This window comes from Streptomyces sp. NBC_00249, from assembly GCF_026342355.1.
GTDB lineage: Bacteria > Actinomycetota > Actinomycetes > Streptomycetales > Streptomycetaceae > Streptomyces.
The window spans coordinates 176,961-199,543 of record NZ_JAPEMV010000005.1 but is presented as its reverse complement, the minus strand read 5'-3'; the positions used below and the strand labels follow the sequence as shown (position 1 = coordinate 199,543).

18 protein-coding genes and 1 tRNA gene are annotated in these 22,583 nt (G+C 71.5%); 6 read left to right on the top strand and 13 right to left on the bottom strand.

The genetic code is table 11. The annotated features are described in order from the left end of the window. Positions 1 to 19 precede the first annotated feature (19 nt). A tRNA-Leu gene (locus OOK31_RS22640) sits at positions 20 to 102 on the bottom strand. Positions 103 to 194: 92 nt separating this feature from the next. Here OOK31_RS22640 and OOK31_RS22635 point away from each other — a divergent pair. Next, entirely contained in the window at positions 195 to 848 is a 654-nt protein-coding gene (locus OOK31_RS22635) for an ANTAR domain-containing response regulator (protein WP_267089123.1), read from the top strand. An 82-nt stretch (positions 849 to 930) separates the two neighbouring features. On the opposite strand, the gene OOK31_RS22630 is transcribed toward OOK31_RS22635, so the two are convergent. The 9 genes from OOK31_RS22630 to OOK31_RS22590 form a co-directional block, all read right to left on the bottom strand. After that, positions 931 to 1,647: an ABC transporter ATP-binding protein gene (locus OOK31_RS22630; RefSeq protein ID WP_267089122.1), complete on the bottom strand. Its 717-nt coding sequence runs from the start codon at positions 1,645 to 1,647 to the stop codon at positions 931 to 933. Beyond that, positions 1,644 to 2,504 (bottom strand): ABC transporter ATP-binding protein, encoded by an 861-nt coding sequence (locus tag OOK31_RS22625; protein ID WP_267089121.1) that lies wholly within the window; start codon positions 2,502 to 2,504, stop codon positions 1,644 to 1,646. Before OOK31_RS22625 ends, OOK31_RS22630 begins: the two co-directional genes overlap by 4 nt. Before the next feature lie 3 nt (positions 2,505 to 2,507). After that, on the bottom strand, positions 2,508 to 4,331 hold the full coding sequence (locus OOK31_RS22620) for a branched-chain amino acid ABC transporter permease (protein WP_267089120.1): 1,824 nt from the start codon (positions 4,329 to 4,331) through the stop codon (positions 2,508 to 2,510). A gap of 5 nt (positions 4,332 to 4,336) precedes the next feature. Continuing rightward, positions 4,337 to 5,266 carry a branched-chain amino acid ABC transporter permease gene (locus OOK31_RS22615; protein WP_267089119.1) on the bottom strand — a complete coding sequence of 310 codons (930 nt, stop codon included), beginning with the start codon at positions 5,264 to 5,266 and terminating at the stop codon, positions 4,337 to 4,339. 118 nt (positions 5,267 to 5,384) lie between these two features. Then, the gene (locus OOK31_RS22610; RefSeq protein WP_267089118.1) at positions 5,385 to 6,614 is read right to left on the bottom strand and encodes a branched-chain amino acid ABC transporter substrate-binding protein; all 1,230 of its coding nucleotides are present in this window, start codon (positions 6,612 to 6,614) and stop codon (positions 5,385 to 5,387) included. Between the two features lie 300 nt (positions 6,615 to 6,914). Next, positions 6,915 to 7,583, bottom strand: a complete 669-nt coding sequence (locus OOK31_RS22605; RefSeq protein WP_267089117.1) for a Tat pathway signal sequence domain protein — start codon at positions 7,581 to 7,583, stop codon at positions 6,915 to 6,917. After that, the gene (locus OOK31_RS22600; RefSeq protein ID WP_267089116.1) at positions 7,580 to 7,981 is read right to left on the bottom strand and encodes a hypothetical protein; all 402 of its coding nucleotides are present in this window, start codon (positions 7,979 to 7,981) and stop codon (positions 7,580 to 7,582) included. Before OOK31_RS22600 ends, OOK31_RS22605 begins: the two co-directional genes overlap by 4 nt. A gap of 56 nt (positions 7,982 to 8,037) precedes the next feature. Next, entirely contained in the window at positions 8,038 to 8,496 is a 459-nt protein-coding gene (locus OOK31_RS22595; RefSeq protein ID WP_267089115.1) for a PaaI family thioesterase, read from the bottom strand. A gap of 54 nt (positions 8,497 to 8,550) precedes the next feature. After that, entirely contained in the window at positions 8,551 to 10,821 is a 2,271-nt protein-coding gene (locus OOK31_RS22590; RefSeq protein WP_267089114.1) for an FdhF/YdeP family oxidoreductase, read from the bottom strand. A 143-nt stretch (positions 10,822 to 10,964) separates the two neighbouring features. Here OOK31_RS22590 and polA point away from each other — a divergent pair, with 143 nt between their 5' ends. Then, on the top strand, positions 10,965 to 13,685 hold the full coding sequence (gene polA, locus OOK31_RS22585) for a DNA polymerase I (RefSeq protein WP_267089113.1): 2,721 nt from the start codon (positions 10,965 to 10,967) through the stop codon (positions 13,683 to 13,685). A gap of 32 nt (positions 13,686 to 13,717) precedes the next feature. Here polA and OOK31_RS22580 read toward each other — a convergent pair whose 3' ends face one another. Then, on the bottom strand, positions 13,718 to 14,587 hold the full coding sequence (locus OOK31_RS22580) for a DUF4184 family protein (RefSeq protein ID WP_267089112.1): 870 nt from the start codon (positions 14,585 to 14,587) through the stop codon (positions 13,718 to 13,720). Positions 14,588 to 14,746: 159 nt separating this feature from the next. Between OOK31_RS22580 and OOK31_RS22575 the strand changes: the two genes are divergently transcribed. From OOK31_RS22575 to OOK31_RS22565, 3 genes are all read left to right on the top strand, one after another. Then, on the top strand, positions 14,747 to 15,985 hold the full coding sequence (locus OOK31_RS22575; protein ID WP_267089111.1) for a lytic transglycosylase domain-containing protein: 1,239 nt from the start codon (positions 14,747 to 14,749) through the stop codon (positions 15,983 to 15,985). A 149-nt stretch (positions 15,986 to 16,134) separates the two neighbouring features. Then, complete coding sequence (locus OOK31_RS22570; protein WP_267089110.1) at positions 16,135 to 16,275, top strand: SPW_0924 family protein; 141 nt, start codon at positions 16,135 to 16,137, stop codon at positions 16,273 to 16,275. A 13-nt stretch (positions 16,276 to 16,288) separates the two neighbouring features. Then, positions 16,289 to 17,284 carry a DUF3068 domain-containing protein gene (locus OOK31_RS22565; RefSeq protein ID WP_267089109.1) on the top strand — a complete coding sequence of 332 codons (996 nt, stop codon included), beginning with the start codon at positions 16,289 to 16,291 and terminating at the stop codon, positions 17,282 to 17,284. Here OOK31_RS22565 and hrpB read toward each other — a convergent pair. Then, positions 17,274 to 19,805, bottom strand: a complete 2,532-nt coding sequence (hrpB, locus tag OOK31_RS22560; RefSeq protein ID WP_267089108.1) for an ATP-dependent helicase HrpB — start codon at positions 19,803 to 19,805, stop codon at positions 17,274 to 17,276. The two genes, OOK31_RS22565 and hrpB, sit on opposite strands and share 11 nt — an antisense overlap. Before the next feature lie 4 nt (positions 19,806 to 19,809). Then, a complete protein-coding gene (locus OOK31_RS22555; protein WP_267089107.1) occupies positions 19,810 to 20,658 on the bottom strand; it encodes a class I SAM-dependent methyltransferase in 849 nt (282 codons plus the stop codon). 369 nt (positions 20,659 to 21,027) lie between these two features. On the opposite strand from OOK31_RS22555, the gene rpsA reads away from it, so the two are divergent. Continuing rightward, complete coding sequence (gene rpsA / locus OOK31_RS22550) at positions 21,028 to 22,548, top strand: 30S ribosomal protein S1 (RefSeq protein WP_267089106.1); 1,521 nt, start codon at positions 21,028 to 21,030, stop codon at positions 22,546 to 22,548. The last annotated feature ends 35 nt before the right edge of the window (positions 22,549 to 22,583 follow it).

Sequence of the window (22,583 nt, the reverse complement as noted above, 5' to 3'; positions counted from 1 at the left end):
CGTCCGCTTTTCGGACACGTGCCGAGTGCGGGACTCGAACCCGCAAGCCCTTACGGGCAGATGTGTTTGAGACATCCGTGTATGCCATTCCACCAACCCGGCAGGGCTGCTCGTCGGAGTGTACCGGGTGACCATGCGGCGGCGCTGCTAGGTAGGCTCATACAAGCAGCAGCGCCCCGCAACAAGGAGCCCCCGTGACCGCCGAGCACGAGTCGACGCCCACGCCCGACGCCGACCAGTCGCACGTTCCGCCGCTGACGACCCGGGTCGTCATCGCCGAGGACGAGGCTCTCATCCGTCTCGACCTGAAGGAGATGCTCGAGGAGGAGGGGTACTCCGTCGTCGGTGAGGCCGGGGACGGGGCGACGGCCGTGGAGCTCGCGCGCGAGCACCGGCCCGACCTGGTGATCCTCGATGTGAAGATGCCCGTCCTGGACGGGATCTCCGCCGCCGAGAAGATCGCGGAGGAGTCCATCGCCCCCGTCCTGATGCTCACCGCGTTCTCGCAGCGCGACCTGGTCGAGCGGGCCCGTGACGCCGGGGCCATGGCGTACCTGGTCAAGCCCTTCAGCAAGAGCGACGTCGTCCCGGCCATCGAGATGGCCGTCTCCCGCTTCGCCGAGCTGCGGGCGCTGGAGAAGGAGGTCGCGGACCTCTCCGCGCGCCTGGAGACCCGCAAGCTCGTGGACCGTGCCAAGAGCATCCTGCAGACCCAGTACGGGCTGTCGGAGCCGGCCGCGTTCCGGTGGATCCAGAAGACCTCCATGGACCGGCGGATGTCCATGCAGCAGGTAGCCGAGGCGGTCATCGAGGACGCCGAGGAGAAGAAGCGGGACGCCGCCAAGTAGCAGCCGAGTAGCAGCGGTACCGACATGCGTGAGGCCCGTCTCCCCCGAGGGGAGACGGGCCTCACGCATGTACGGGGAGGGGCTAGTCCTCGCCGAGGTAGGCCTTGCGGACGTCCTCGTTGACGAGGAGCTCGCGGCCCGGGCCGGACAGGACGACGTTGCCGATCTCCATGACGTGGCCCTGGTCGGCCAGGGACAGCGCGGCCTGGGCGTTCTGCTCGACCAGGAGGATGGTCGTGCCGTCGGCCTTGAGCTCGGAGATGGTGGCCATGATCTTCTGCATCATGATCGGGGAGAGGCCCATGGAGGGCTCGTCGAGCATGAGCAGCTTGGGACGGGACATGAGCGCGCGGCCCATGGCGAGCATCTGCTGCTCGCCGCCCGAGAGGGTGCCGGCGGCCTGCTTGCGGCGTTCTCCCAGGATGGGGAAGAGGTCGTAGGCGCGCTGGACGTCCTTCTGGATGCCTTCCTTGTCGCTGCGCAGGAAGGCGCCGAGGAGGAGGTTGTCCTCGATGGTCATGCGCGGGAAGATGTGCCGGCCCTCGGGGGAGTGGGCGAGGCCGAGCGAGACGATGTCGTGTGCGGCGACCTTCTTGAGCGACTTGCCCTGGAACCTGATCTGGCCGCCGCGCGGTTTGATCAGGCCGGACAGGGTGCGCAGCGTGGTGGTCTTGCCGGCGCCGTTCGTCCCGATGAGGGCGACGACCTGGCCTTCGTCGACGCTGAAGGAGATGCCCTTGACGGCTTCGATCTTGCCGTAGGCGACGCGGAGGTCCTCGACCTCCAGGAGTGCGGTCACCGGTCTTCTCCGTCCGTGCTGGTGATGCTGTTCGCCTCGGCTGTGTCGACCTCCGCGACTTCTTCGGCGCCGGGGGCGCCTTCGAAGGGTTCGCCGATGTAGGCGGCGATGACGCGCTCGTCGCCCTGGACTTCGGCGGCGGTGCCTTCGATGAGCTTTTCGCCCTGGACGAGGCAGGCGACGCGGTCGCAGAGGTTGAAGATGAAGCGCATGTCGTGCTCGATGACGAGGACGGCGATGCCCTTGTCCCGGATGGCGAAGATGAGTTCTTCGGTGGTCCGGGTCTCCTGCGGGTTCATGCCGGCGGTGGGCTCGTCCAGGAGGATGAGGCCGGGGTCGCTGGCGAGGGCGCGGGCGATTTCCAGCTTGCGCTGTTCGCCGTAGGGGAGGTTGCGGGCGAGGTGTTCGGCCTTGTGGTCGAGGCCGATGAACTCGAGGAGTTCCATGGCTCGCTCGCGGCTGGCGAGTTCTTCGCGGCCGAAGCTGGGCAGGCGCAGGAGGGCCGACCAGAGGCCTTCCTTGGTGCGGGTGTGGCGGCCTACGAGGACGTTTTCCAGGACCGTCATGTTGTTGAAGAGACGGATGTTCTGGAAGGTGCGGGCGATGCCGGCCGCGGTGACCTTGTAGGACTTGGGGGGCAGGACCGTGCCCTTGTACCGGACTTCGCCCTCGGTGGGGATGTAGAGGCCGGTGAGGCAGTTGAAGAAGGTGGTCTTGCCGGCGCCGTTGGGGCCGATGAGGCCGACGATCTCGCCGCTGCGCACGGTCAGGTCGACGTTCTTGACGGCGGTGAGGCCGCCGAAGCGCATCGTGACGCCGCGGGCGTCCAGGACCGTCTCGGTCGTGGTGGTGGTCATGGATCAGGCCCCTGTCTTGCCGAGGACTGTGGGCGCTTCGAGGTCCTTGTGGAGTTCGAGCTGGTTGCGCCGGTTGGGGATGAGGCCTTCGGGGCGCAGGCGCATCAGGATGACGAGCGCGATGCCGAAGACGAGGAGCTGGTATTCGCCGAGGAACTGGAGCTTGTTGGGGATCAGGAAGAGCAGGGATCCGCCGACGAGGGGTCCGGAGATGGTGCCCATGCCGCCGAGGACGACCGCGGCGAGCAGGAACGCGGAGTTCGGGGGCACGGCGTTGGCGAAGACGTACTGGTCCGGGGTGACGGTGTAGTTCACGTGGGCCTGTACGGCGCCGGCGAGGCCGGCGAGGGTGGCGCCGAGGGCGAAGGCGATGAGCTTGACGCGGAAGCCGTTGATGCCCATGGCTTCGGCGGCGGTCTCGTCCTCTCGGATGGCGACCCAGGCGCGGCCGATGCGGGATTCGGCGCTCCGGCGGAAGACCATGACCACGATGAGGGTGATCAGGAGCATCAGCAGGAAGTAGTTGGCGAAGCGGCCGATGGTGAGTCCGGCGATGGTGTGGCTGGCGCCGAAGTCGAATCCGAAGAGGTCGATGTTCGGGATGCCGGCGATGCCGTTGGGGCCGTTGGTGATGTCGGGGCCGGAGACACCGTCGAGGTTGTTCATCGAGATGCGGAAGATCTCTCCGAAGCCGAGGGTGACGATGGCCAGGTAGTCGCCGCGCAGGCGCAGGGTCGGGGCGCCGATGAGGACGCCGAAGACCATGGAGGCGACGGCTCCGACGAGGAGTGCGGCCCAGAAGGGGAAGTGCACGCCGAACGGGGAGTTGGGCGATCCGGAGACCAGGGCGGCGGTGTAGGCGCCGACGCCGAGGAAGGCGACGTAGCCGAGGTCGAGGAGGCCGGTGAGGCCGACGACGATGTTCAGGCCGAGGGCGACGGTGGCGAAGATGAGGATGTTGACGCCGAGGGTCGCGTACTGGTCGTCGGTCTGGGTGAGCGGGAACGCTGCGGCCGCGGCGAAGGCGCCGACGAGGGCGACGTTGCGGTGCTTGGCGGTGAGTGCGGTGAAGCGGGCGACCAGGCCGGCCTTGTTGAGGGCGGCGAAGCCGAAGGCCGCGGTGATCAGGAAGCCGATGAAGAGTTCCTGGTACGGGGTGGTGATGCCGTAGGTGAAGACGGCGAGGGCCAGGGCGAGGACTGCGGTGATGAGCAGGATCTCGGTCCAGGCCGGCAGCGGGGGCGCCGGGCGGGCGGTGCCGGTGGAGAGGGCGGCCTTGACGGTCGTCCAGCGGTTGCCGAGGTGGTGCTTGCGCTGCTCCCACGCGGTGTCGTCGGGGTCGGGGCCTTCGAGGACCGGGTGCTCGAAGGGGAGCGCGAGGGCGCCGACGAGGGCGAGGAGGGTGGTGACCGCGACGATGTAGCCGCCGGGCTCCAGGTTGACGACGCCGCCGAGGGTGGTGGTGATCGCGAGGATCGTGTACCAGGCGGTGGCGAAGGCGGCGGCGGCGGACAGCTTGAGGGCTGCGTCGGTGCCTGCGGGGGCGAGCCAGCCGAGGCCCTTGACTCCGTAGGAGGCGAGGCCGAAGAGGGTGGTGAGGGTGCCGCCGACGAGGACGAGCCACTGGAGGCCGCCGGGGTAGCCGTAGACGGTGAGGTCACCGGGGAAGGCGGAGGTCCAGGTCCAGGCGAGGAAGCTGGAGATGACGGTGAGGGCGCCGCCTGCGGTGGCGAGGGCGCGGGCCGTCTTCTCGGGGAGGGCGATGAAGCCCCGGGCGGGGGTGGTGGTCTTCACGGTGTCCGTGAGTTCTGCGGTGTTGGTCGTCATGGTTCTCACGCCCTGTCCGCCACGCGCTCACCCAACAGACCCTGAGGTCGGAAGAGGAGCACGAGGATGAGGAGTACGAACGCCCAGGTGTTGCCCCAGGACTGGCCGCCGAGCTGGCTCATGCCGGGTACGTCGGCGATGTAGGCGGTGGTGAGGGTTTCGGCGAGGCCGAGGACCAGGCCGCCGATCATGGCGCCGTAGATGTTGCCGATGCCGCCGAGGACTGCGGCGGTGAAGGCCTTGAGTCCGAGGATGAAGCCCATCCGGTAGTTGACCTCGCCGTACTTGAGGCCGTAGGCGACGGCTCCGACGGCGGCGAAGGCCGCGCCGAGGGCGAACGCGACCGTGATGATGCGGTCGGTGTTGATGCCCATGAGCTTCGCGGTGTCCGGGTCCTGCGCGGTTGCCTGCATGCCGCGGCCGGTGCGGGTCTTCTTGACGAAGAAGCCGAGGAAGGCCATGGAGATGGGGGCGGCGAGGAGGAGGAAGACGTCACCGGTCTGGATGGTGATGCTGCCGAGGTGGAAGGGGCCCCCGGGGATCTCGGGGAAGACGACGGAGGACCGCGCGTCGGGGTACCAGGCCCAGACCGCCTGCTGGAGGACGATGGAGAGTCCGATGGCGGTGATCAGCGGTGCGAGGCGCGGGGCGCTGCGCAGCGGCCGGTAGGCGAAGCGTTCCGCGCCGACGGCTATGAGGGTGGCGACGATGATGGCGCCGATGAGCATGAGGGGCAGGGCCACCCACATGGTGGTGCCGCCGGGGAGCATCAGCCAGACCGTGAGGGCTCCGAACCCGCCGGTCATGAAGATCTCGCCGTGGGCGAAGTTGATGAGCTGGACAATGCCATAGACCATCGTGTAGCCGATGGCGACGAGCCCGTACATGGATCCCAGTAGCAGGCCGTTGACCAGCTGTTGCGGCAGTTCGTGCACCGCAGGTCCTCCGAGTCTTTCGACGGATGTGACACCGCGCGGGGCGCTTGTGGTGCGCGCCCCGCGCGGCAAATGAGGGGTGAGGGGCTAGCGAGCTAGAGGGCTAGCCGGTGGGAGGTCAGCCGCCGTAGGTGCCGGACTCGACGGACTTCCACTCGCCGCCTTCGACCTTGTAGACGGTCAGCTGCTTGTTGGTGGCGTCGCCGAACTCGTCGAAGGAGACCTTGCCGGTCACACCGTCGAAGGAGACGCCCTGGACGGCCTCGAGGACCTTGGCGCGGGCGTCGGAGGGGAGCTTGCCGTTGTTGGCGTCGACGACCTTCTTGACGGCCTCGATGACGGCCCAGGCGGAGTCGTAGGAGTAGCCGCCGTACGCTGCGAACGGGTCCTTGTAGCCGGCCTTCTCGTAGTTGGCGACGAACTCCTTGGCGGACGGCAGGCTCTCGACCGGCGCGCCGACGGAGGTGGCGAAGTCGCCGATGGCGCCGTCGCCGGCGAGCTCGACGTACTTCTTGTCGTAGATGCCGTCACCGCCGACGAGCGGGATGTTGGCGCCGGAGGCCTTGATCTGCTTGCTGAGCGGGCCGGCCGCGGGGTACTCGCCGCCGTAGTAGACGACGTCGGCGCCGGAGTTCTTGACCTGGGTCACGATGGCCGAGAAGTCCTTGGACTCCGGGTCGATGTGGCCCTCGCCGACGACCTGGCCGCCGAGCTTGGTGAACTCGCCCTTGAAGGTGCCGGCGAGGCCGGAGCCGTAGGTCTTCTTGTCATCGATGATGAAGACCTTCTTCTTGCCCGCCTTGTTGAAGAGGTACTGCGCCGCGAACGGGCCCTGGATGGCGTCCGTGGTGGCGGTGCGGAAGTAGCTCTTGTAGGTGCGGGTCTTCTGGCCCTCGGCCCACTTGGCGCCCTGGGTCAGGGACGGGCTGGTGTTGGCCGGGGAGATCTGGGCCAGCTTGGCGTCGTCGAAGACCTTCTGCATGGACTCGGAGACCGAGGAGTTCAGCGGGCCGACGACGCCGAGGACGTCCTTGTCGGCGGTCAGCTTGGTGGCGTTCTGCTGGCCGGAGGAGGCCTGCGCCTGGTCGTCGAGGGCCTGGATCTTGAAGGTGACGCCCTTGACGTACTTCTTCTCGTTGGCCTGCTTGGCGGCGAGGTCCGCGGAGTTCTTGATGCCGAGGCCGAGGGCCGAGAGGTCGCCCGTCAGGGGGGCGTCGACGCCGATGACGACCGTGGTGCCGGAGCCACCGTCACCGGTGGAGCCGCCGTCGCGCGAGCCGCAGGCGGTGAGAGTGAGAGCGCCCGCGGCGAGGGCGGCGGTCACGGCGATGAGCTGACGAGAACGCACGATCAGTCCTTTCCTGGCGCCGCGTCCCCCGTGGGACGCGCCGAGTCGAACGCGGGGAACCGAACTGAAGGAAATCCGGCGGTCGCGGTAACTGGCCGTGACTCTAAGCGGGAGATCGGGGGATATGGAGGGCTGAGGCCAATGATGTGACTCTCTTGTTATGCCACGGCGTAATGCATAGCGGATCTCTGCGGGTGGAACGGGGGAATTCAGGCCGTTTCGTCGCGTCCGCATGCTGAGATGCGGCAGGTGCTTGGTGTGGTTTCAGTACTGTCGCACCAGGCGTCTGGGGGGTTTTGGTCATGACGGCGTCGGGATGGGGGTGTCTCGATCTTCGGGACAGGCCCTGGTCAGAGCGGTGGAAAGATCCCTGGCATATCGGTCACCGGGGATGTAACTGTGATCCTCTTTCTGGAATCCATTACTCAGGGTTACTTCCAGGAAAGGCAGCCCGGAATTCCGTGCTACATGCACGCAGTCATTTGTCCCGATCAGCACCGTGAGCTCGCGGGCCTCCCCGGGGGCGACCGTGACCGGTGCCGGTGGCCGGATCGTCACGCTCAGCGCCGGCGACGGCTGGGCGATCCGCTCCACCGAGACGGCCGGCCCGGAGGCGTTCCGCACACGGACAGTGAAGGCGAAGGCGGCGCCGGGAGGGGTCGGCTCCACCGGCTCCAGGTAGGTCAGGGACACCGACTGCGACGGCGCCGGCGGGGGCGGGGCCACGGGCGGCTCGGGCCGGGTGGTGTACCAGCGGGCGGCGCTCGCGGCCAGCAGCAGCGCCGCGGCCGTGGCGAGGGTCGCCCGGCGGTGGCGGGCGTAGCCGACGCGGAGGCGTTCCGCCGCCGCCCTGGCCGCCCGGGGCGTACGGGGGGCCGTACGCGGGCCCTCGTGGCTCTCGGGGTCCTCGCGGTCCTCGCGGTCCGCCGTGCCGTCCCCGGGCTCGACCGGGCCGATGCCCCCGCTCACTGCCAGGGCCCGCCGGTCGGGGCGCCCGAGCGGTAGCGCTCGGCGCAGCGGGCCGAGGCCTCGCGGGCGGTGAGGGCGCGGGCGGCGTCGCGGCCCTGGGTGCGCTGGACGGGGCGGGCCAGGTCGAGGACGGTGCGCAGGATCTCGTTCTGGCCGCCGGACAGGCCCATCGCCTGGTAGTCGAGGTGGACGGCGTCCTGGCCCTCGCCGCCGTCGAGGACGACCCCGGCCCAGTGGGTGATCAGTGCGGTGCACAGTTCTTGCGGGGTGGTGGTGTGCGGGGCGGGTGTGGCGGGGGTGGTGCGGGTGCCGCCCGCGCAGCCGAGGAGTGCGGCGGTCAGGAGCGCCGTCGTCGCGCACGCGGCCGTGGCGCGCAGCGGCGCCGGTCCGGATCCCATGCGGGAACGCTAGACCGGCGCCGGTGGTGGCACAACAGGTCGTATCGGCCCTGTTGTTAAGACTCCGTGTCGCGCAGCAGGCACGTCAGGCGGGCGCTGCAGACGCGGCGGTCCTGGTCGTCGGTGATGACGATCTCGTAGGTGGCGGTGGAGCGGCCCCGGTGGACGGGGGTGGCGACGCCGGTGACCAGGCCGGAGCGGGCGCCGCGGTGGTGGGTGCAGTTCAGGTCGACGCCCACGGCGATCTTGCCGATGCCGCCGTGCATCATGGCGCCGACGGATCCGAGGGTCTCGGCCAGTACGGCGGAGGCGCCGCCGTGCAGGAGTCCGTAGGGCTGGGTGTTGCCCTTGACGGGCATGGTGCCCACGACGCGGTCGGCGGAGGCCTCCAGGACGCGGATCTCCATGCGCTGGCCGAGGTCGCCCGCCGAGAAGAGGGCGGGGAGGTCGATGCCCAGGGCCGCGTACTCGTCGAGTACTTCCTGGGGGAACTTCACAGCGTGCTGCTGACCCATGGGCCGGCTCCGTTCGTCAACGATCGTTAACCATCTTGTCCTGGAGTCGTTCTATCAGGCCGGTTCGAAGCGCACGACGACGGACTTGCTCGCGGGGGTGTTGCTGACGTCGGCGGTCGAGTCGAGGGGGACCAGCACGTTCGTCTCGGGGTAGTAGGCGGCGGCGCAGCCGCGCGCGGTCGGGTAGTGCACGACGCGGAAGCCGGGGGCGCGGCGCTCCACGCCGTCCTTCCACTCGCCGACGATGTCGGTGTACGAGCCGTCGGCCAGGCCGAGCTCGGCGGCGTCCTCGGGGTTGACCATGACGACGCGGCGGCCGCCGGTGATGCCGCGGTAGCGGTCGTCGAGGCCGTAGATGGTGGTGTTGTACTGGTCGTGGCTGCGCAGGGTCTGCAGGAGCAGCCGGCCGGCCGGGACGCGCGGGTACTCGACGGGGGCGGCGGTGAAGTTGGCCTTGCCGGTCTTCGTGGGGAAGCGGCGCTCGTCGCGGGGGGCGTGCGGCAGCTGGAACCCGCCGGGGTGCGCCACGCGGGCGTTGAAGTCCTCGAAGCCGGGGACGACGCGGGAGATCCGGTCGCGGACGGTGGCGTAGTCCTTCTCGAACTCCTCCCACGGGGTGGCGGAGGCGGCGCCGAGGACGGCGCGCGCCATCCGGGCCACGATCGCCGGTTCGGAGAGCAGGTGCGGGGAGGCGGGGGCGAGGTTGCCGCGGGAGGCGTGGACCATGCCCATGGAGTCCTCGACGGTCACGAACTGCTTGCCACCCGCCTGGACGTCCTTGTCGGTGCGGCCGAGGGTGGGCAGGATCAGGGCGCGCCGGCCGGTGACCGCGTGGGAGCGGTTGAGCTTGGTGGAGACGTGGACGGTCAGGGAGGCGCGGCGGATCGCCGCCTCGGTGACGTCGGTGTCGGGGGTGGCGCCCACGAAGTTGCCGCCCATGGCGATGAGGACCTTGGCCTTGCCGTCGCGCAGGGCCTCGATGGAGCGGACCACGTCGTAGCCGTGCGCGCGGGGCGAGGTGATGGCGAATTCGCGGTCGAGGGCGTCGAGGAAGGCGGGCGCGGGGCGTTCGAAGATCCCCATGGTGCGGTCGCCCTGGACGTTGGAGTGGCCGCGGACGGGGCAGACGCCGGAGCCGGGGCGGCCGATGTCGCCGCGCAGCAGGAGGAGGTTGACGACCTCGCGGATGGTGGCGACGGAGTGTTTGTGCTGGGTGAGGCCCATGGCCCAGCAGACGATGGTGCGCCGGGAGGCCAGGATCATGGCCAGGGCGCGTTCGATGTCGGGGCGGGTGAGGCCGGTGGCGGTGAGGGTCTCGTCCCAGTCGGCGTCTGCGGCGGCGGCCGCGAGGTCCTCGTAGCCGTGGGTGTGCTCGCGGACGAAGTCCTGGTCGACGGCGCCCTCGGTCTCGATGACGAGCTTGTTGAGGAGGCGGAAGAGGGCCTGGTCGCCGCCGATGCGGATCTGGAGGAACAGGTCGGTCAGGGCGGTGCCCTTGAGCATGCCGAGGGGGCTCTGCGGGTTCTTGAACCGTTCGGTGCCGGCTTCGGGCAGCGGGTTCACCGAGATGATCTTCGCGCCGGCCTGCTTGGCCTTCTCCAGCGCGGAGAGCATGCGGGGGTGGTTGGTGCCCGGGTTCTGCCCGGCGACGATGATCAGTTCGGCCTGGTGGAGGTCTTCGAGGGAGACGCTGCCCTTGCCGATGCCGATGGTCTCGTTCAGTGCGGAGCCCGAGGACTCGTGGCACATGTTGGAGCAGTCCGGCAGGTTGTTGGTGCCGAACTCGCGGGCGAAGAGCTGGAAGAGGAACGCGGCCTCGTTGCTGGTGCGGCCCGAGGTGTAGAAGAGGGCCTCGTCGGGGGAGGCGAGGGCGCGCAGCTCCTCGGCGATCACCGCGAAGGCCCGCTCCCAGCTCACCGCCTCGTACCGGTCCGCGCCGGCCTCCAGGAGCATCGGCTCGGTGATCCGGCCCTGCTGCCCCAGCCAGTACCCGGAGCGGGTCTCCAGGTCGGCCAGGGGGTGCGCGGCGAAGAAGGCCGGGGTGACCCGGCGCAGCGTGGCCTCCTCGGCGACGGCCTTGGCGCCGTTCTCGCAGAACTCCGCCGCGTGCCGCTTGTCGCCCTCGGGCCAGGCGCAGCCGGGGCAGTCGAAGCCGTCCTTCTGGTTGACCTTGAGGAGGGTGCGCGCGGTGCGGGCGAGGCCCATCTGCTGCTGGGCGATCCGCAGGGTGTGCCCGATGGCGGGCAGGCCGGCCGCGGCGTGCTGGGGAGGCGCGACCTGCGGCGCGTCCTGTACGGGATCACCTGCGGGCGGCTTGGTGGCCATGTCGCTCCCCTTTGAGCTTCCTGAGTGTGCTGCCGCCGCACGGATGCGGCTTCGCGCGTATTCGCCTACACGTCCGATCCTGTCACGCTCCACCGACATCGCCGACGCCGGAATTGTCGGTGGGGGCGCCTAGGATCGGGGGCGTGGCAGAGACAGCATCGAAGAAGACCGACCAGACGACCGCAGCGGACCGCCCCCGCCTGATGCTCATGGACGGGCACTCCCTGGCGTACCGGGCGTTCTTCGCCCTGCCCGCGGAGAACTTCACGACGGCGACCGGCCAGCCGACCAACGCCATCTACGGCTTCGCGTCGATGCTGGCGAACACGCTGCGCGACGAGGCGCCCACGCACTTCGCGGTGGCCTTCGACGTATCGCGCAAGACGTGGCGCTCGACGGAGTTCCCCGAGTACAAGGCGAACCGCTCCAAGACCCCCGACGAGTTCAAGGGGCAGGTCGAGCTGATCGGCGAGCTCCTCGACACCATGAAGGTGCCGCGGTTCGCGGTCGACGGCTTCGAGGCCGACGACGTGATCGCGACGCTGGCGACGCAGGCCGAGGCCGCCGGCTTCGACGTGCTGATCGTCACCGGGGACCGGGACTCCTTCCAGCTCGTCTCCGAGCGCACCACCGTGCTGTACCCGACCAAGGGCGTCTCCGAGCTGACCCGCTTCACCCCCGAGAAGGTCGAGGAGAAGTACGGGCTGACCCCGCAGCAGTACCCGGACTTCGCGGCGCTGCGCGGCGACCCGTCCGACAACCTGCCGGGCATCCCGGGTGTCGGAGAGAAGACCGCCGCCAAGTGGATCACCCAGTTCGGGTCGTTCAAGGAACTGGTGGAGCGCGCCGACGAGGTCAAGGGCAAGGCCGGGCAGAACTTCCGGGACCACCTGGAGGCCGTCAAGCTCAACCGCGTCCTGACCGAGATGGTCAAGGACGTGGAGCTGCCCAAGACCCCCGCCGACCTGGAGCGCGCCCCCTACGACCGGGCCGCCATGATCGGCGTCCTGGACGTCCTGGAGATCCGCAACGCCTCGCTGCGCGAGCGGCTGCTCGCCGTGGACCCGGGCGCGGCCGAGGAGGAGGCGCCGGCCCCGGCGGCCGGTGTGGAACTGGACGCGTCGGTGCTGGGCGCGGGCGAGCTGGCGCCGTGGCTGGAGAGCCACGCGGGCGGCCCGCTCGGCGTCTCCACCGTGGACAGCTGGGCGCTGGGCCAGGGCAACGTCACCGAGATCGCGCTCGCCGCGGCCGGCGGGGCCGCCGCCTGGTTCGAGCCCTCCGCCCTGGACGAGGCCGACGACAAGGCCTTCGCCGCCTGGGCGGCCGACGCCTCGCGGCCCAAGGTCGTGCACAACGCCAAGGGCCTGATGCGGGTCTTCCCCGAGCACGGCTGGAGCCTGGCCGGGGTCACCATGGACACCGCGCTCGCCGCGTACCTGGTCAAGCCGGGCCGCCGCTCCTTCGCGCTGGACGTCCTGTCCAACGAGTACCTGCACCGGGAACTGGCGCCCCCGGCCGCCGACGGCCAGCTGGCCTTCGGAGCCGACGAGACCGCCGAGGCCGACGCCCTGATGGCGCAGGCCCGCGCCGTCCTCGACCTGGGTGACGCCTTCACCGCGAAGCTGCCCGAGGTCGGCGCCGTCGAGCTGCTGCACGAGATGGAACTGCCCACCTCCGAGCTGCTGGCCCGGCTGGAGCGGGCGGGCATCGCCGCCGACCGCGACCACCTGGAAGGCATGGAGCAGCAGTTCGCGGGCGCCGTGCAGCAGGCCGTGAAGGAGGCGCACGCGGCGGTCGGCCACGAGTTCAACCTCGGCTCGCCCAAGCAGCTCCAGGAGGTGTTCTTCGGCGAGCTGGACCTGCCCAAGACGAAGAAGACCAAGACCGGTTACACCACGGACGCGGACGCCCTGGCCTGGCTGGCCACGCAGACCGACCACGAACTCCCCGTGATCATGCTGCGCCACCGGGAGCAGGCCAAGCTGCGCGTCACCGTGGAGGGCCTGGTCAAGTCCATCGCCCCGGACGGCCGGGTGCACACCAGCTTCAGCCAGACCGTCGCCGCGACCGGCCGGCTGTCCTCCACCGACCCGAACCTGCAGAACGTGCCGGTACGCACCGACGAGGGCCGCGCCATCCGCCGAGGGTTCGTCGTCGGCGAGGGCTACGAGTCCCTCATGACCGCCGACTACAGCCAGATCGAGCTGCGCGTCATGGCCCACCTGTCCGAGGACGAGGGCCTCATCGAGGCCTTCGCCACCGGTGAGGACCTGCACACCACCGTCGCCTCCCAGGTGTTCGCAGTGGAGCGGTCCGAGGTCGACGCCGAAATGCGCCGCAAGATCAAGGCCATGTCCTACGGCCTGGCGTACGGGCTGTCCGCCTTCGGTCTCGCCCAGCAGCTGAACATCGAGCCCGCCGAGGCGCGCGGCCTGATGGACACCTTCTTCGAGCGGTTCGGCGGGGTCCGCGACTACCTCCAGCGGGTGGTGGACGAAGCCCGCGCCACCGGCTACACGGCGACGGTCTTCGGCCGCCGCCGCTACCTGCCCGACCTCAACAGCGACAACCGCCAGCGCCGCGAGGCCGCCGAGCGGATGGCGCTGAACGCCCCGATCCAGGGCACGGCCGCCGACATCGTCAAGGTCGCCATGCTGCGCGTGGACAAGGCCCTCACCGAGGGCGGCCTCGCCTCGCGGATGCTGCTCCAGGTCCACGACGAAATCGTGCTGGAGATCGCCCCCGGGGAGCGGGAGCGGGTCGAGGAGCTGGTGCGGCGGGAGATGGGCGCCGCCGTCTCGCTGCGGGCCCCGCTCGACGTGTCGGTGGGCGTCGGCGCGGACTGGGAGTCCGCCGCGCACTGACCCCGCCGTCGAGTACCGAGCGCCCGTCCCCGCTACGCCGTGGGGACGGGCGTCCGCGTCTCCTGGTCCGGGTGGTGGCGGTCCCGGCGGTCCCGGCCGGGGCGGTGGAGCAGCCGCACGAGGACCCCGTAGAGCAGCAGTCCCACGACGAAGCCGCCGCCCGCTCCGAAGCAGACCGTCGGGATGATGTCGAAGGGGGTGCGGATCTCCTCGAAGAACGTGAAGAAGCGCACCACCCGCACCGTCACCCCGACCGCCACGCACACCCCGAGCAGGGCCAGCGCGCCCCACACCTGCGCCGGGCGGAGCACCGGCACGGACGGCGGGGCGGGCGTGGCCGGGAGCCGGCGCAGCGCGCTCACCGCGAACCACACCAGGGCGCAGGCGGCCATCGCCGAAGTGCCGTACTGGAGCAGGGAGTAGAGGGGAAGGCCGAAGGCGGCGGTCCGGCCGAGCTCCGGCACGGCGTCCGTACCCCAGCGGTCGTGGTGCGTGAAGCTGTCCCACACCACGTGCGTGAGCGACCCGGCCACCGCCGACAGGTAGAACCACAGCGCGAGCGCGGGCCGCGCCCGGCCCCGCCAGTCCTCCCCGCGGACGAACGCGTACACCCGGCCCCGCAGTCCGCGCGGCAGGAGCGCCGTCAGCGGCTCGCGCAGCAGCAGCCAGCACGCGGCGAGGACGGCGGTGAGCACGGCGTCCGCGGTGGCCACGCCCAGCAGCGAGTGGGTGAAGGTGCCGTACGACATGAGGGGACCCGGCAGGACGGCGTCCGCGAAGAAGAAGGTGTCCGGCGCGAACGAGCCCAGGACCAGGGCCGACGCGACCAGTGGCCCCCGCGCCCGCCCGGTCCGGCGGACGGCCGGCAGGACGGCGGCCGCATGGCTGAGTGTGAACGGCACGGTGTCTCTCCCGGTGGTGCTCGACGTCGGGACAGTATGCGCGATACGACCCGAACCCCCTCGCGGTCGTGGGGATGTGGTGAACAACGCCGCACACTGCGTGCCCTGTGCAGGGAGTCGACGTAGGGTCACGCGGACGTCCAGGAGGGGAGCCCGCTCATGTCGGCACGGATATTCGGACGCGGCCTGCGCAGGGGTGCGGCCGCCGCTCTGGTCTCGGCGCTGGTCGCCGCCGCGATGACGGCCTCGCAGGGTCCCGGAGGCGGCCGGCAGCACCTCGCGGCCGCCGACGAGGGCCTCGCGCAGCCGGCCCCGGCGGCCGCGGGGGCCGGGGGAGACTCCTCCTACTACACCGAACTGCCGCCGCTGGTCAGCCCGCAGCCGCCGGCCGTGCTCCTGCCCGAGGGCGGGACCGTGGAGGCGGCCGTCCCGGCGGGGCCCGCGCCGGCACCGCGGGCCGTGGTGCCCGCTGTCGCCCCGGAGGCCGGACCGGTGCCGGCGGGCGCGCAGGGGATACCGGCGAGCGTGCTCGCGGCGTACCGGCGGGCCGAGCAGCGGGTGGGGGAGAACGACCCGGGGTGCGGGCTGCGCTGGCAACTCCTCGCGGCCATCGGCAAGGTCGAGTCGGGACAGGCGCGGGGCGGACAGGTGGACGCCGCCGGGACCACGCTGCGGCCCATCCTGGGACCCGTCCTCGACGGCAACGGCTTCGCGAACATCTCCGACACCGACGGCGGCGCCTACGACGGCGACGTCCGCCACGACCGGGCCGTCGGACCGATGCAGTTCATCCCGTCCACCTGGGCGGCCTGGGGGCAGGACGCGGACGGCGACGGCCGCCGCGACCCGAACAACGTGCACGACGCCGCGCTGGCCGCCGGCCGCTACCTGTGCGCCGGCAGCAGGGACCTGCGGGTCGGCGCCGACCTGGACCGGGCCGTCCTCTCCTACAACCAGTCCGCGGAGTACCTGCGGACGGTGCGGTCCTGGTTCACGTACTACCTCCAGGGGGCGCACGAGGTCCCGGACGGCGGCGGCACCGCGGCGGCGGCGGCCCCGGCGAAGCCGTCGGACCCGAAGCCCACCCCGAAGCCGACCCCGAGCCCGACCCCGACTCCGAGCCCTGAGCCGAAGCCGACCCCGACTCCGAGCCCGAAGCCGACTCCCACGCCCAGCCCGATGCCGACCCCGAGCCCGACGCCCACGCCCAGCCCGACGCCCACCCCCACGCCGACCCCCACCCCGACGCCCACGCCCACCCCCACGCCCAGCCCCACCCCCACCCCGAAGCCGAGCCCCACGTCGTCCCCCACCCCGAAGCCCAGCCCCACCTCCAGCCCCACCCCGAAGGCGACCCCCTCGGCCGCGCCGAGCGCCACGCCGACGCCGACCGGCTGAGCCCCGTACCGCACCCCGCGACGGACCGTCGACGCCCGGGGCCGGTCCTGAACCCGTGCCCACCCGGGGCCGTCGCACGGTTCTCATCTCACGTCCGCATTGCTACGGTGCCTCCGCCCTGACGCTCCATCAGATCCCGGAGGCCCTGCATGCGCGCACTCGTCGCCGCCGCCATCGGGCTGGCCGCCGCGCTGGTCCTCGTCCTCGCCGTCACGGCGGCCGGGGTGCCGGAAGGCAGGACCTCGCCCAGACCGCTGCTCACCACCGCGCCCCCCGCGCCCGGAAAGTAGAGGAGGCCCGGCCATGAGACGCAGAGCGAGCCTCGTCCTGCTGGCCCTCGCCGTGTTCTGCGCGGCCCTCGCACCGCTGCTGCGCTGGTACGTGTACCCGCGGCTCGCCAAGATCCCGGCCGGCCAGTACCAGGAGATGGTCCTGGAGGCGAAGGACGCGACCCTCCTCGACTACACCGGCGGCATGCAGCCCAAGCAGGTCGACAAGGTCACGATCGTCCAGACCCTCAAGGGCAACGTCGAGGCCTCGAAGGAGATCGAGGCGACCGCCGGCAAGGACGTCGTGGTCTGGGACACGCTGTCCTACATCCTCGGGCCCGACGGCAAGATGGTCTCCCGGATCCCCGAGCGCTACATCTTCGACGCCCACACCCAGGACCCGGTGCACGCCACCGGCGAGATGGTCGACGGGGACCCCGTCAAGCGCGAGGGCATCGAGTTCAAGTGGCCCTTCTTCACGGAGCCGCGCGACTACCTCTACTTCGACGCCCAGACCCGCACCTCCTCGCCGATCCACTACGTCGGACCGCGCGACTACAAGGGCATGGAGGTCTACTACTTCGAGCAGACCGTGCCCTGGACCAAGGTCCCCATGCCCAAGAAGATGCCGATCGAGGGCATCGACCCGGCCACGATCGAGCAGAGCACCGGCACCACCCTCTGGTACACGGTCAAGGCGATGTTCTGGGTCGACCCGGTCACCGGGGCCCCCGTCAACGCCGAGCAGGAGATCCGGCAGGAGATGCGCGGCGGCATCGCGGCGAGCGGACCCGACGGCAAGCTCACCGCCTTCGCCGGACACGTCAAGATGCGGGAGGACTACGCGAAGCACACCTTCGACCTGGTCTCCGCGAACCGTACGAAGATCCTCGCCCTGCACACCTACGCGCCCGCCGGCCTCGCCCTCACCGGCCTCGCCCTCCTCGCGCTCGCCCTGTGGCTGGAAGCGCGCGGCCGGGGCCGCCGCGAACCGCGGGCCGCGGCGGACGGGGGCCCGCTCAGCGCCTGAGCCGGGCGTTGGTGTGGCGGGTCGGCTCCGCGGTCGCCGGGTCCTCGGGCCACGGGTGCTTCGGATAGCGGCCGCGCAGCTCCGCGCGGACGGCGCGGTAGCCGCCCTGCCAGAAGGAGGCCAGGTCGGCGGTGACGGCGGCGGGCCGCCCGGCCGGGGACAGCAGGTGCACCAGGACCGGCACCCCCGCCACGCGCGGCGTCTCGGCCAGCCCGAACAGCTCCTGGAGCTTCACCGCCAGTACGGGCTGACCCGCCCCGTAGTCCACGCGGATCCGGGAACCGCTGGGCACCTCGATCCGCTCGGGGGCCAGCTCGTCGAGCCGGGCCGCCTCGCCGGTCGCCCACGGCAGCAGCCGGTTCAGGGCCTGACCGGCGTCGATCCGGCCGAGGTCGGCGCGCCGCCGGGCCCGCGACAGCTCGGGCTCCAGCCAGTCGTCGGCCCGCTCCACCAGCGCGGAGTCCTCCTCCACGGCGGGCCAGTCGCCGCCCAGCGTGCGGTGCAGGAAGCCGAGGCGGGCCCGCAGCCCCACCGCGTCCGGGGACCAGCGCAGCAGGCCGAGGCCCTCGGCCCGCAGCCCGTCCAGCAGGGCGGCCCTGACGAGCGCCGGATCGGGGTCGCGCAGGGGCCGCGCGGCCAGCTCGACCGCACCGAGCCGGGTGACGGCGCGGGCCACGAGGTCCCCGTCCTCCCAGCGCACCTCTTCGCCCTCGGTCAGCAGGTGGGCGGCCGCGGCCCGGGCGGTGTCCTCGTCGATGACGGCGGCGAGCCGGGTCCTCGCGGAGGCGGAGTGCGGGGGCCGGTCGGCGACGGCGACGGCCAGCCAGGGTGCGCGGCGCAGCGGTGACCCCTCCGGGAGCTCGGCCGCGGTCCCGGAGGCCATCAGGAACGCCCCCTCACCCTTGGCCTTCGCTACCCGCTCCGGGAACGCGAGCGCGGCGACGAGCCCGGCGGCGAGGTCATCGGGTGCGGCCCCAGCAGGGCCCCGGCCACCACCGGCGGCGGCCCGCTCCAGGCGCCCCGCCTCCGCACGCCAGCGCGCCGCGTAGGCGTCACCGCCGCGCCGCGCCGCGCGCCACGCACCCGCCAGGTCGTCCCCGTACTCCCGCGGCGGCTCCTCGCTCAGCAGCGCCACCACCTCCGCGGCCCGCCGCGGGCCCAGCGCCCCGGCCCCGTCCAGCAGCGCCCGCGCCAGCCGGGGGTGCAGCCCCAGCCGGACCATCCGCAGCCCGCGCGGCGTGGGCCGCCCGGCGGCGTCCACCGCCCCGACGGCCACCAGGACCTCCCGCGCGGCGGCCATGGCCCCGGCCGGCGGCGGATCCAGCAGGGCCAGCCCGGCCGCGTCCGGGTCGCCCCAGCAGGCGGCCTCCAGCGCGAACCGTGCCAGGTCCGCGATCCGGATCTCGGGGGAGGGGAAGGCGGGCAGCCGCCCGTCCTCCGCCTCGGCCCAGCAGCGGTACACCGTGCCCGGCGCCTCCCGCCCGGCCCGCCCCGCCCGCTGGCGGCCCGCCGCGCGGGAGGCCCGTACGGTCGCGAGCGCGCCCAGGCCCCGGGCGTGGTCCACCCGGGGCTCGCGGGCCAGCCCGGAGTCCACGACCACCCGTACGCCCGGCACGGTCAGGCTCGATTCCGCGACCGCCGTCGCCAGGATCACCCGGCGGTGGTCCGAGGCCGTCAGCGCCGCGTCCTGGACGGCCGCGGGCGCCCGGCCGTGCACCTGGAGCACCTCCGCGTCCACCCCGCCGAGCTGTCCGGCGACCCGGGCCAGCTCGCCCACGCCGGGCAGGAAGCACAACACGTCGCCGGAACGTTCCGCCAGCGCCCGCCGCACCACCGACGCCACGTGCGCCAGCTGCGCCGGATCGACCCGAGTCCCGTGCGGGGGCCGCACCGGGCGGGCCGGCGGCGCCCAGACGGTCTCCACCGGGTACGAGACCCCGGCCGCCTCCACCACCGGCGCGTCCCCGGCCCCGTCCCCGCCGCCGAGCAGCCGGGCCCAGCCCGCCGCGTCGGTCGTCGCCGAGGCCGCCACCAGGCGCAGCTCCGGGCGCAGGGTCTCCCGTACGTCCAGTAGGAAGGCGGCGACGGTGTCGGCGTCCAGGTGCCGCTCGTGGCACTCGTCCAGCACCACCACGTCCACGCCCGTCAGCTCCTGGTCCCGCTGGAGCCGCTGGAGCAGCACCCCGGTGGTGACCACCTCCACGACGGTGCCGGGCCCCGCCACCCGCTCCCCGCGCACCGTGAAGCCCACCGAGTCCCCGACCCGCTCGCCGAGCAGCCAGGCCATCCGCCGCGCGGCGGCCCGGGCGGCGATCCGCCGGGGCTCGGCGACGACCACCCGGCGCCGCGGCCCGCCTCCGACGAGGCCCGCCAGCACCAGCGGCACCAGCGTGGTCTTGCCGGTGCCGGGCGGCGCGCACAGCACCGCCGTGCCCCGGGAGTCCAGGGCCGCGACGAGCGCGGGCACGGCCTCCCGTACGGGAAGGGCGTCGAGCTCGGCGTGCCGGAGCTGGCGGTTCAAGGGGTCAGTCCCTCTCGCAGACGAAGATCGCGGTACCGGGGATCAGATTGCCGCGCAGCGGGGACCAGCCGCCCCACTCCTGGCTGTTCCACTCGGGCCACTCCGGCTCCACCAGGTCCAGCAGCCGGAACCCGCCCGCGACCACGTCCCGGACCCGGTCGCCGAGGGTGCGGTGGTGCTCGACGTAGACGGCGCGGCCCTGCTCGTCCTGCTCGACGTACGGGGTCCGGTCGAAGTAGGAGGCGGCCACGGAGAGCCCCTCGGGGCCCGGCTCGTCGGGGAAGGCCCAGCGGATCGGGTGCGTGACGGAGAAGACCCAGCGGCCGCCGGGGCGCAGGACGCGGCGGACCTCGCGCATGACGTTCACCGGGTCGGCGACGAAGGGCACCGCCCCGTACGCGGAGCAGGCGAGGTCGAAGGAACCGTCGCGGAAGGGCAGCCGGCCGGCGTCCGCCTCGACCAGCGGGACGTCATCGCCGATGCGCAGGGCGTGCTGGAGCTGGCGGTGCGAGAGGTCCAGGGCCACCGGGCGGGCGCCCCGGGCGGCCAGCCAGCGCGAGCACTGGGCGGCGCCGGCGCCGATCTCCAGGACGTCCTTGCCCTTGAGGGAGGAGGCGGGGCCGAGCAGTGCGGCGTCCGCCTCGTCGAGGCCCTCCGGCCCCCACACGAAGCGGTCGTCGCCGAGGAAGGCGCCGTGCTCGTTCTGGTACTCGTCGGCGTTGCGGTCCCACCAGCCCCGGCTCGCGCGACTGCTCTCCGCTTCGCCCGCGTCACGCCGTGTGGCCTGCGCGTCGTCCTCGGCGGAGCCGTCCGCCTCGTACGCGTCCTGGGGGGAGTGGTCCTCTTGGTTCATGGGGCCCGTCGTCGTAGTCTGCGAATGGGTGGCGGAATGGGTGGCGCCGGACGGATCTGGACGGCCCATCGGGGCGTCCCCGCCCACGAATTGTGCCGGTTATGCGGTGATCTGCCTGCGGTGTGCGCCTTCGCGCATTGACCCTGTCCGGCTGCCCCCGTATGCTACAAGTTGCGCTGCGAGCCTGTGCTCCTCAGACCTAGCAGGCTGCGCTTGCATCTGTTGAATGTCCCCTCGGTTTTCGAGGCCCTCCCCCTTCTGGGGATCCTGGGCTTCTTTGGCTGTCCGGCTTCTTCGGCAGATGCCGATAAGGGCTCCCGGCGTAGCAGTACCTACGACTTTCTGTCCGTAACCGGAGCCCTTTCCCACATGACGAGCAGCACCGAGACCACCGCCACCACCCCTCCGCAGGTAGCGGTCAACGACATCGGTAACGCGGAAGCCTTCCTGGCCGCGATCGACGAGACGATCAAGTACTTCAACGACGGCGACATCGTCGACGGCGTCATCGTGAAGGTCGACCGGGACGAGGTCCTGCTCGACATCGGTTACAAGACCGAAGGCGTGATCCCGAGCCGCGAGCTCTCGATCAAGCACGACGTCGACCCGAACGAGGTCGTCAAGGTCGGCGACGAGATCGAGGCCCTGGTTCTCCAGAAGGAGGACAAGGAAGGCCGCCTGATCCTGTCCAAGAAGCGCGCTCAGTACGAGCGTGCCTGGGGCACGATCGAGAAGATCAAGGAAGAAGACGGCATCGTCACCGGTACCGTCATCGAGGTCGTCAAGGGTGGTCTCATCCTCGACATCGGCCTCCGCGGCTTCCTGCCGGCCTCTCTCGTCGAGATGCGTCGCGTCCGCGACCTCCAGCCCTACGTGGGCAAGGAGCTCGAGGCGAAGATCATCGAGCTGGACAAGAACCGCAACAACGTGGTCCTGTCCCGCCGCGCCTGGCTCGAGCAGACCCAGTCCGAGGTTCGCCAGACGTTCCTCACCACCCTGCAGAAGGGTCAGGTCCGCTCCGGCGTCGTCTCCTCGATCGTCAACTTCGGTGCCTTCGTGGACCTGGGTGGCGTCGACGGTCTCGTGCACGTCTCCGAGCTGTCCTGGAAGCACATCGACCACCCGTCCGAGGTTGTCGAGGTCGGCCAGGAAGTCACCGTCGAGGTCCTCGACGTGGACATGGACCGCGAGCGCGTCTCCCTGTCGCTGAAGGCGACGCAGGAAGACCCGTGGCAGCAGTTCGCCCGGACCCACCAGATCGGTCAGGTCGTCCCGGGTAAGGTCACCAAGCTGGTTCCGTTCGGTGCGTTCGTCCGCGTGGACGAGGGCATCGAGGGTCTGGTCCACATCTCCGAGCTGGCCGAGCGCCACGTGGAGATCCCGGAGCAGGTCGTCCAGGTCAACGACGAGATCTTCGTCAAGGTCATCGACATCGACCTCGAGCGTCGCCGGATCTCGCTGTCCCTGAAGCAGGCCAACGAGTCCTTCGGTGCCGACCCGGCGTCGGTCGAGTTCGACCCGACCCTGTACGGCATGGCCGCGTCCTACGACGACCAGGGCAACTACATCTACCCCGAGGGCTTCGACCCCGAGACCAACGACTGGCTCGAGGGCTTCGACACCCAGCGCGAGACGTGGGAGCGCCAGTACGCCGAGGCGCAGGTCCGCTTCGAGCAGCACCAGGCCCAGGTCATCAAGAGCCGCGAGGCCGACGAGGCTGCCGCTGCCGAGGGCGCTGCCGCCCCGGCCGCCGGTGGCAACGCCGGTAGCGGTGCCGGTATCTCCGGCGGTTCGTACTCCTCCGAGGGTGCGGACGAGACCTCGGGCGCCCTGGCGTCCGACGAGGCCCTGGCCGCGCTCCGCGAGAAGCTGGCCGGCGGCCAGAGCTGATCGCAGCGCGCAGCACAGGCTTCACGCCTGCGGTG

Excerpts from the sequence above, each read along its gene's own strand:
- OOK31_RS22625 (WP_267089121.1), bottom strand. The coding sequence starts at position 2,504 with ATGACCACCACCACGACCGAGACGGTCCTGGACGCCCGCGGCGTCACG.
- OOK31_RS22620 (WP_267089120.1), bottom strand. The coding sequence starts at position 4,331 with ATGACGACCAACACCGCAGAACTCACGGACACCGTGAAGACCACCACC.
- OOK31_RS22600 (WP_267089116.1), bottom strand. The coding sequence starts at position 7,981 with ATGGGATCCGGACCGGCGCCGCTGCGCGCCACGGCCGCGTGCGCGACG.
- OOK31_RS22595 (WP_267089115.1), bottom strand. The coding sequence starts at position 8,496 with ATGGGTCAGCAGCACGCTGTGAAGTTCCCCCAGGAAGTACTCGACGAG.
- OOK31_RS22590 (WP_267089114.1), bottom strand. The coding sequence starts at position 10,821 with ATGGCCACCAAGCCGCCCGCAGGTGATCCCGTACAGGACGCGCCGCAG.
- OOK31_RS22575 (WP_267089111.1), top strand. The coding sequence starts at position 14,747 with ATGTCGGCACGGATATTCGGACGCGGCCTGCGCAGGGGTGCGGCCGCC.
- OOK31_RS22570 (WP_267089110.1), top strand. The coding sequence starts at position 16,135 with ATGCGCGCACTCGTCGCCGCCGCCATCGGGCTGGCCGCCGCGCTGGTC.
- OOK31_RS22565 (WP_267089109.1), top strand. The coding sequence starts at position 16,289 with ATGAGACGCAGAGCGAGCCTCGTCCTGCTGGCCCTCGCCGTGTTCTGC.
- OOK31_RS22555 (WP_267089107.1), bottom strand. The coding sequence starts at position 20,658 with ATGAACCAAGAGGACCACTCCCCCCAGGACGCGTACGAGGCGGACGGC.
- rpsA (WP_267089106.1), top strand. The coding sequence starts at position 21,028 with ATGACGAGCAGCACCGAGACCACCGCCACCACCCCTCCGCAGGTAGCG.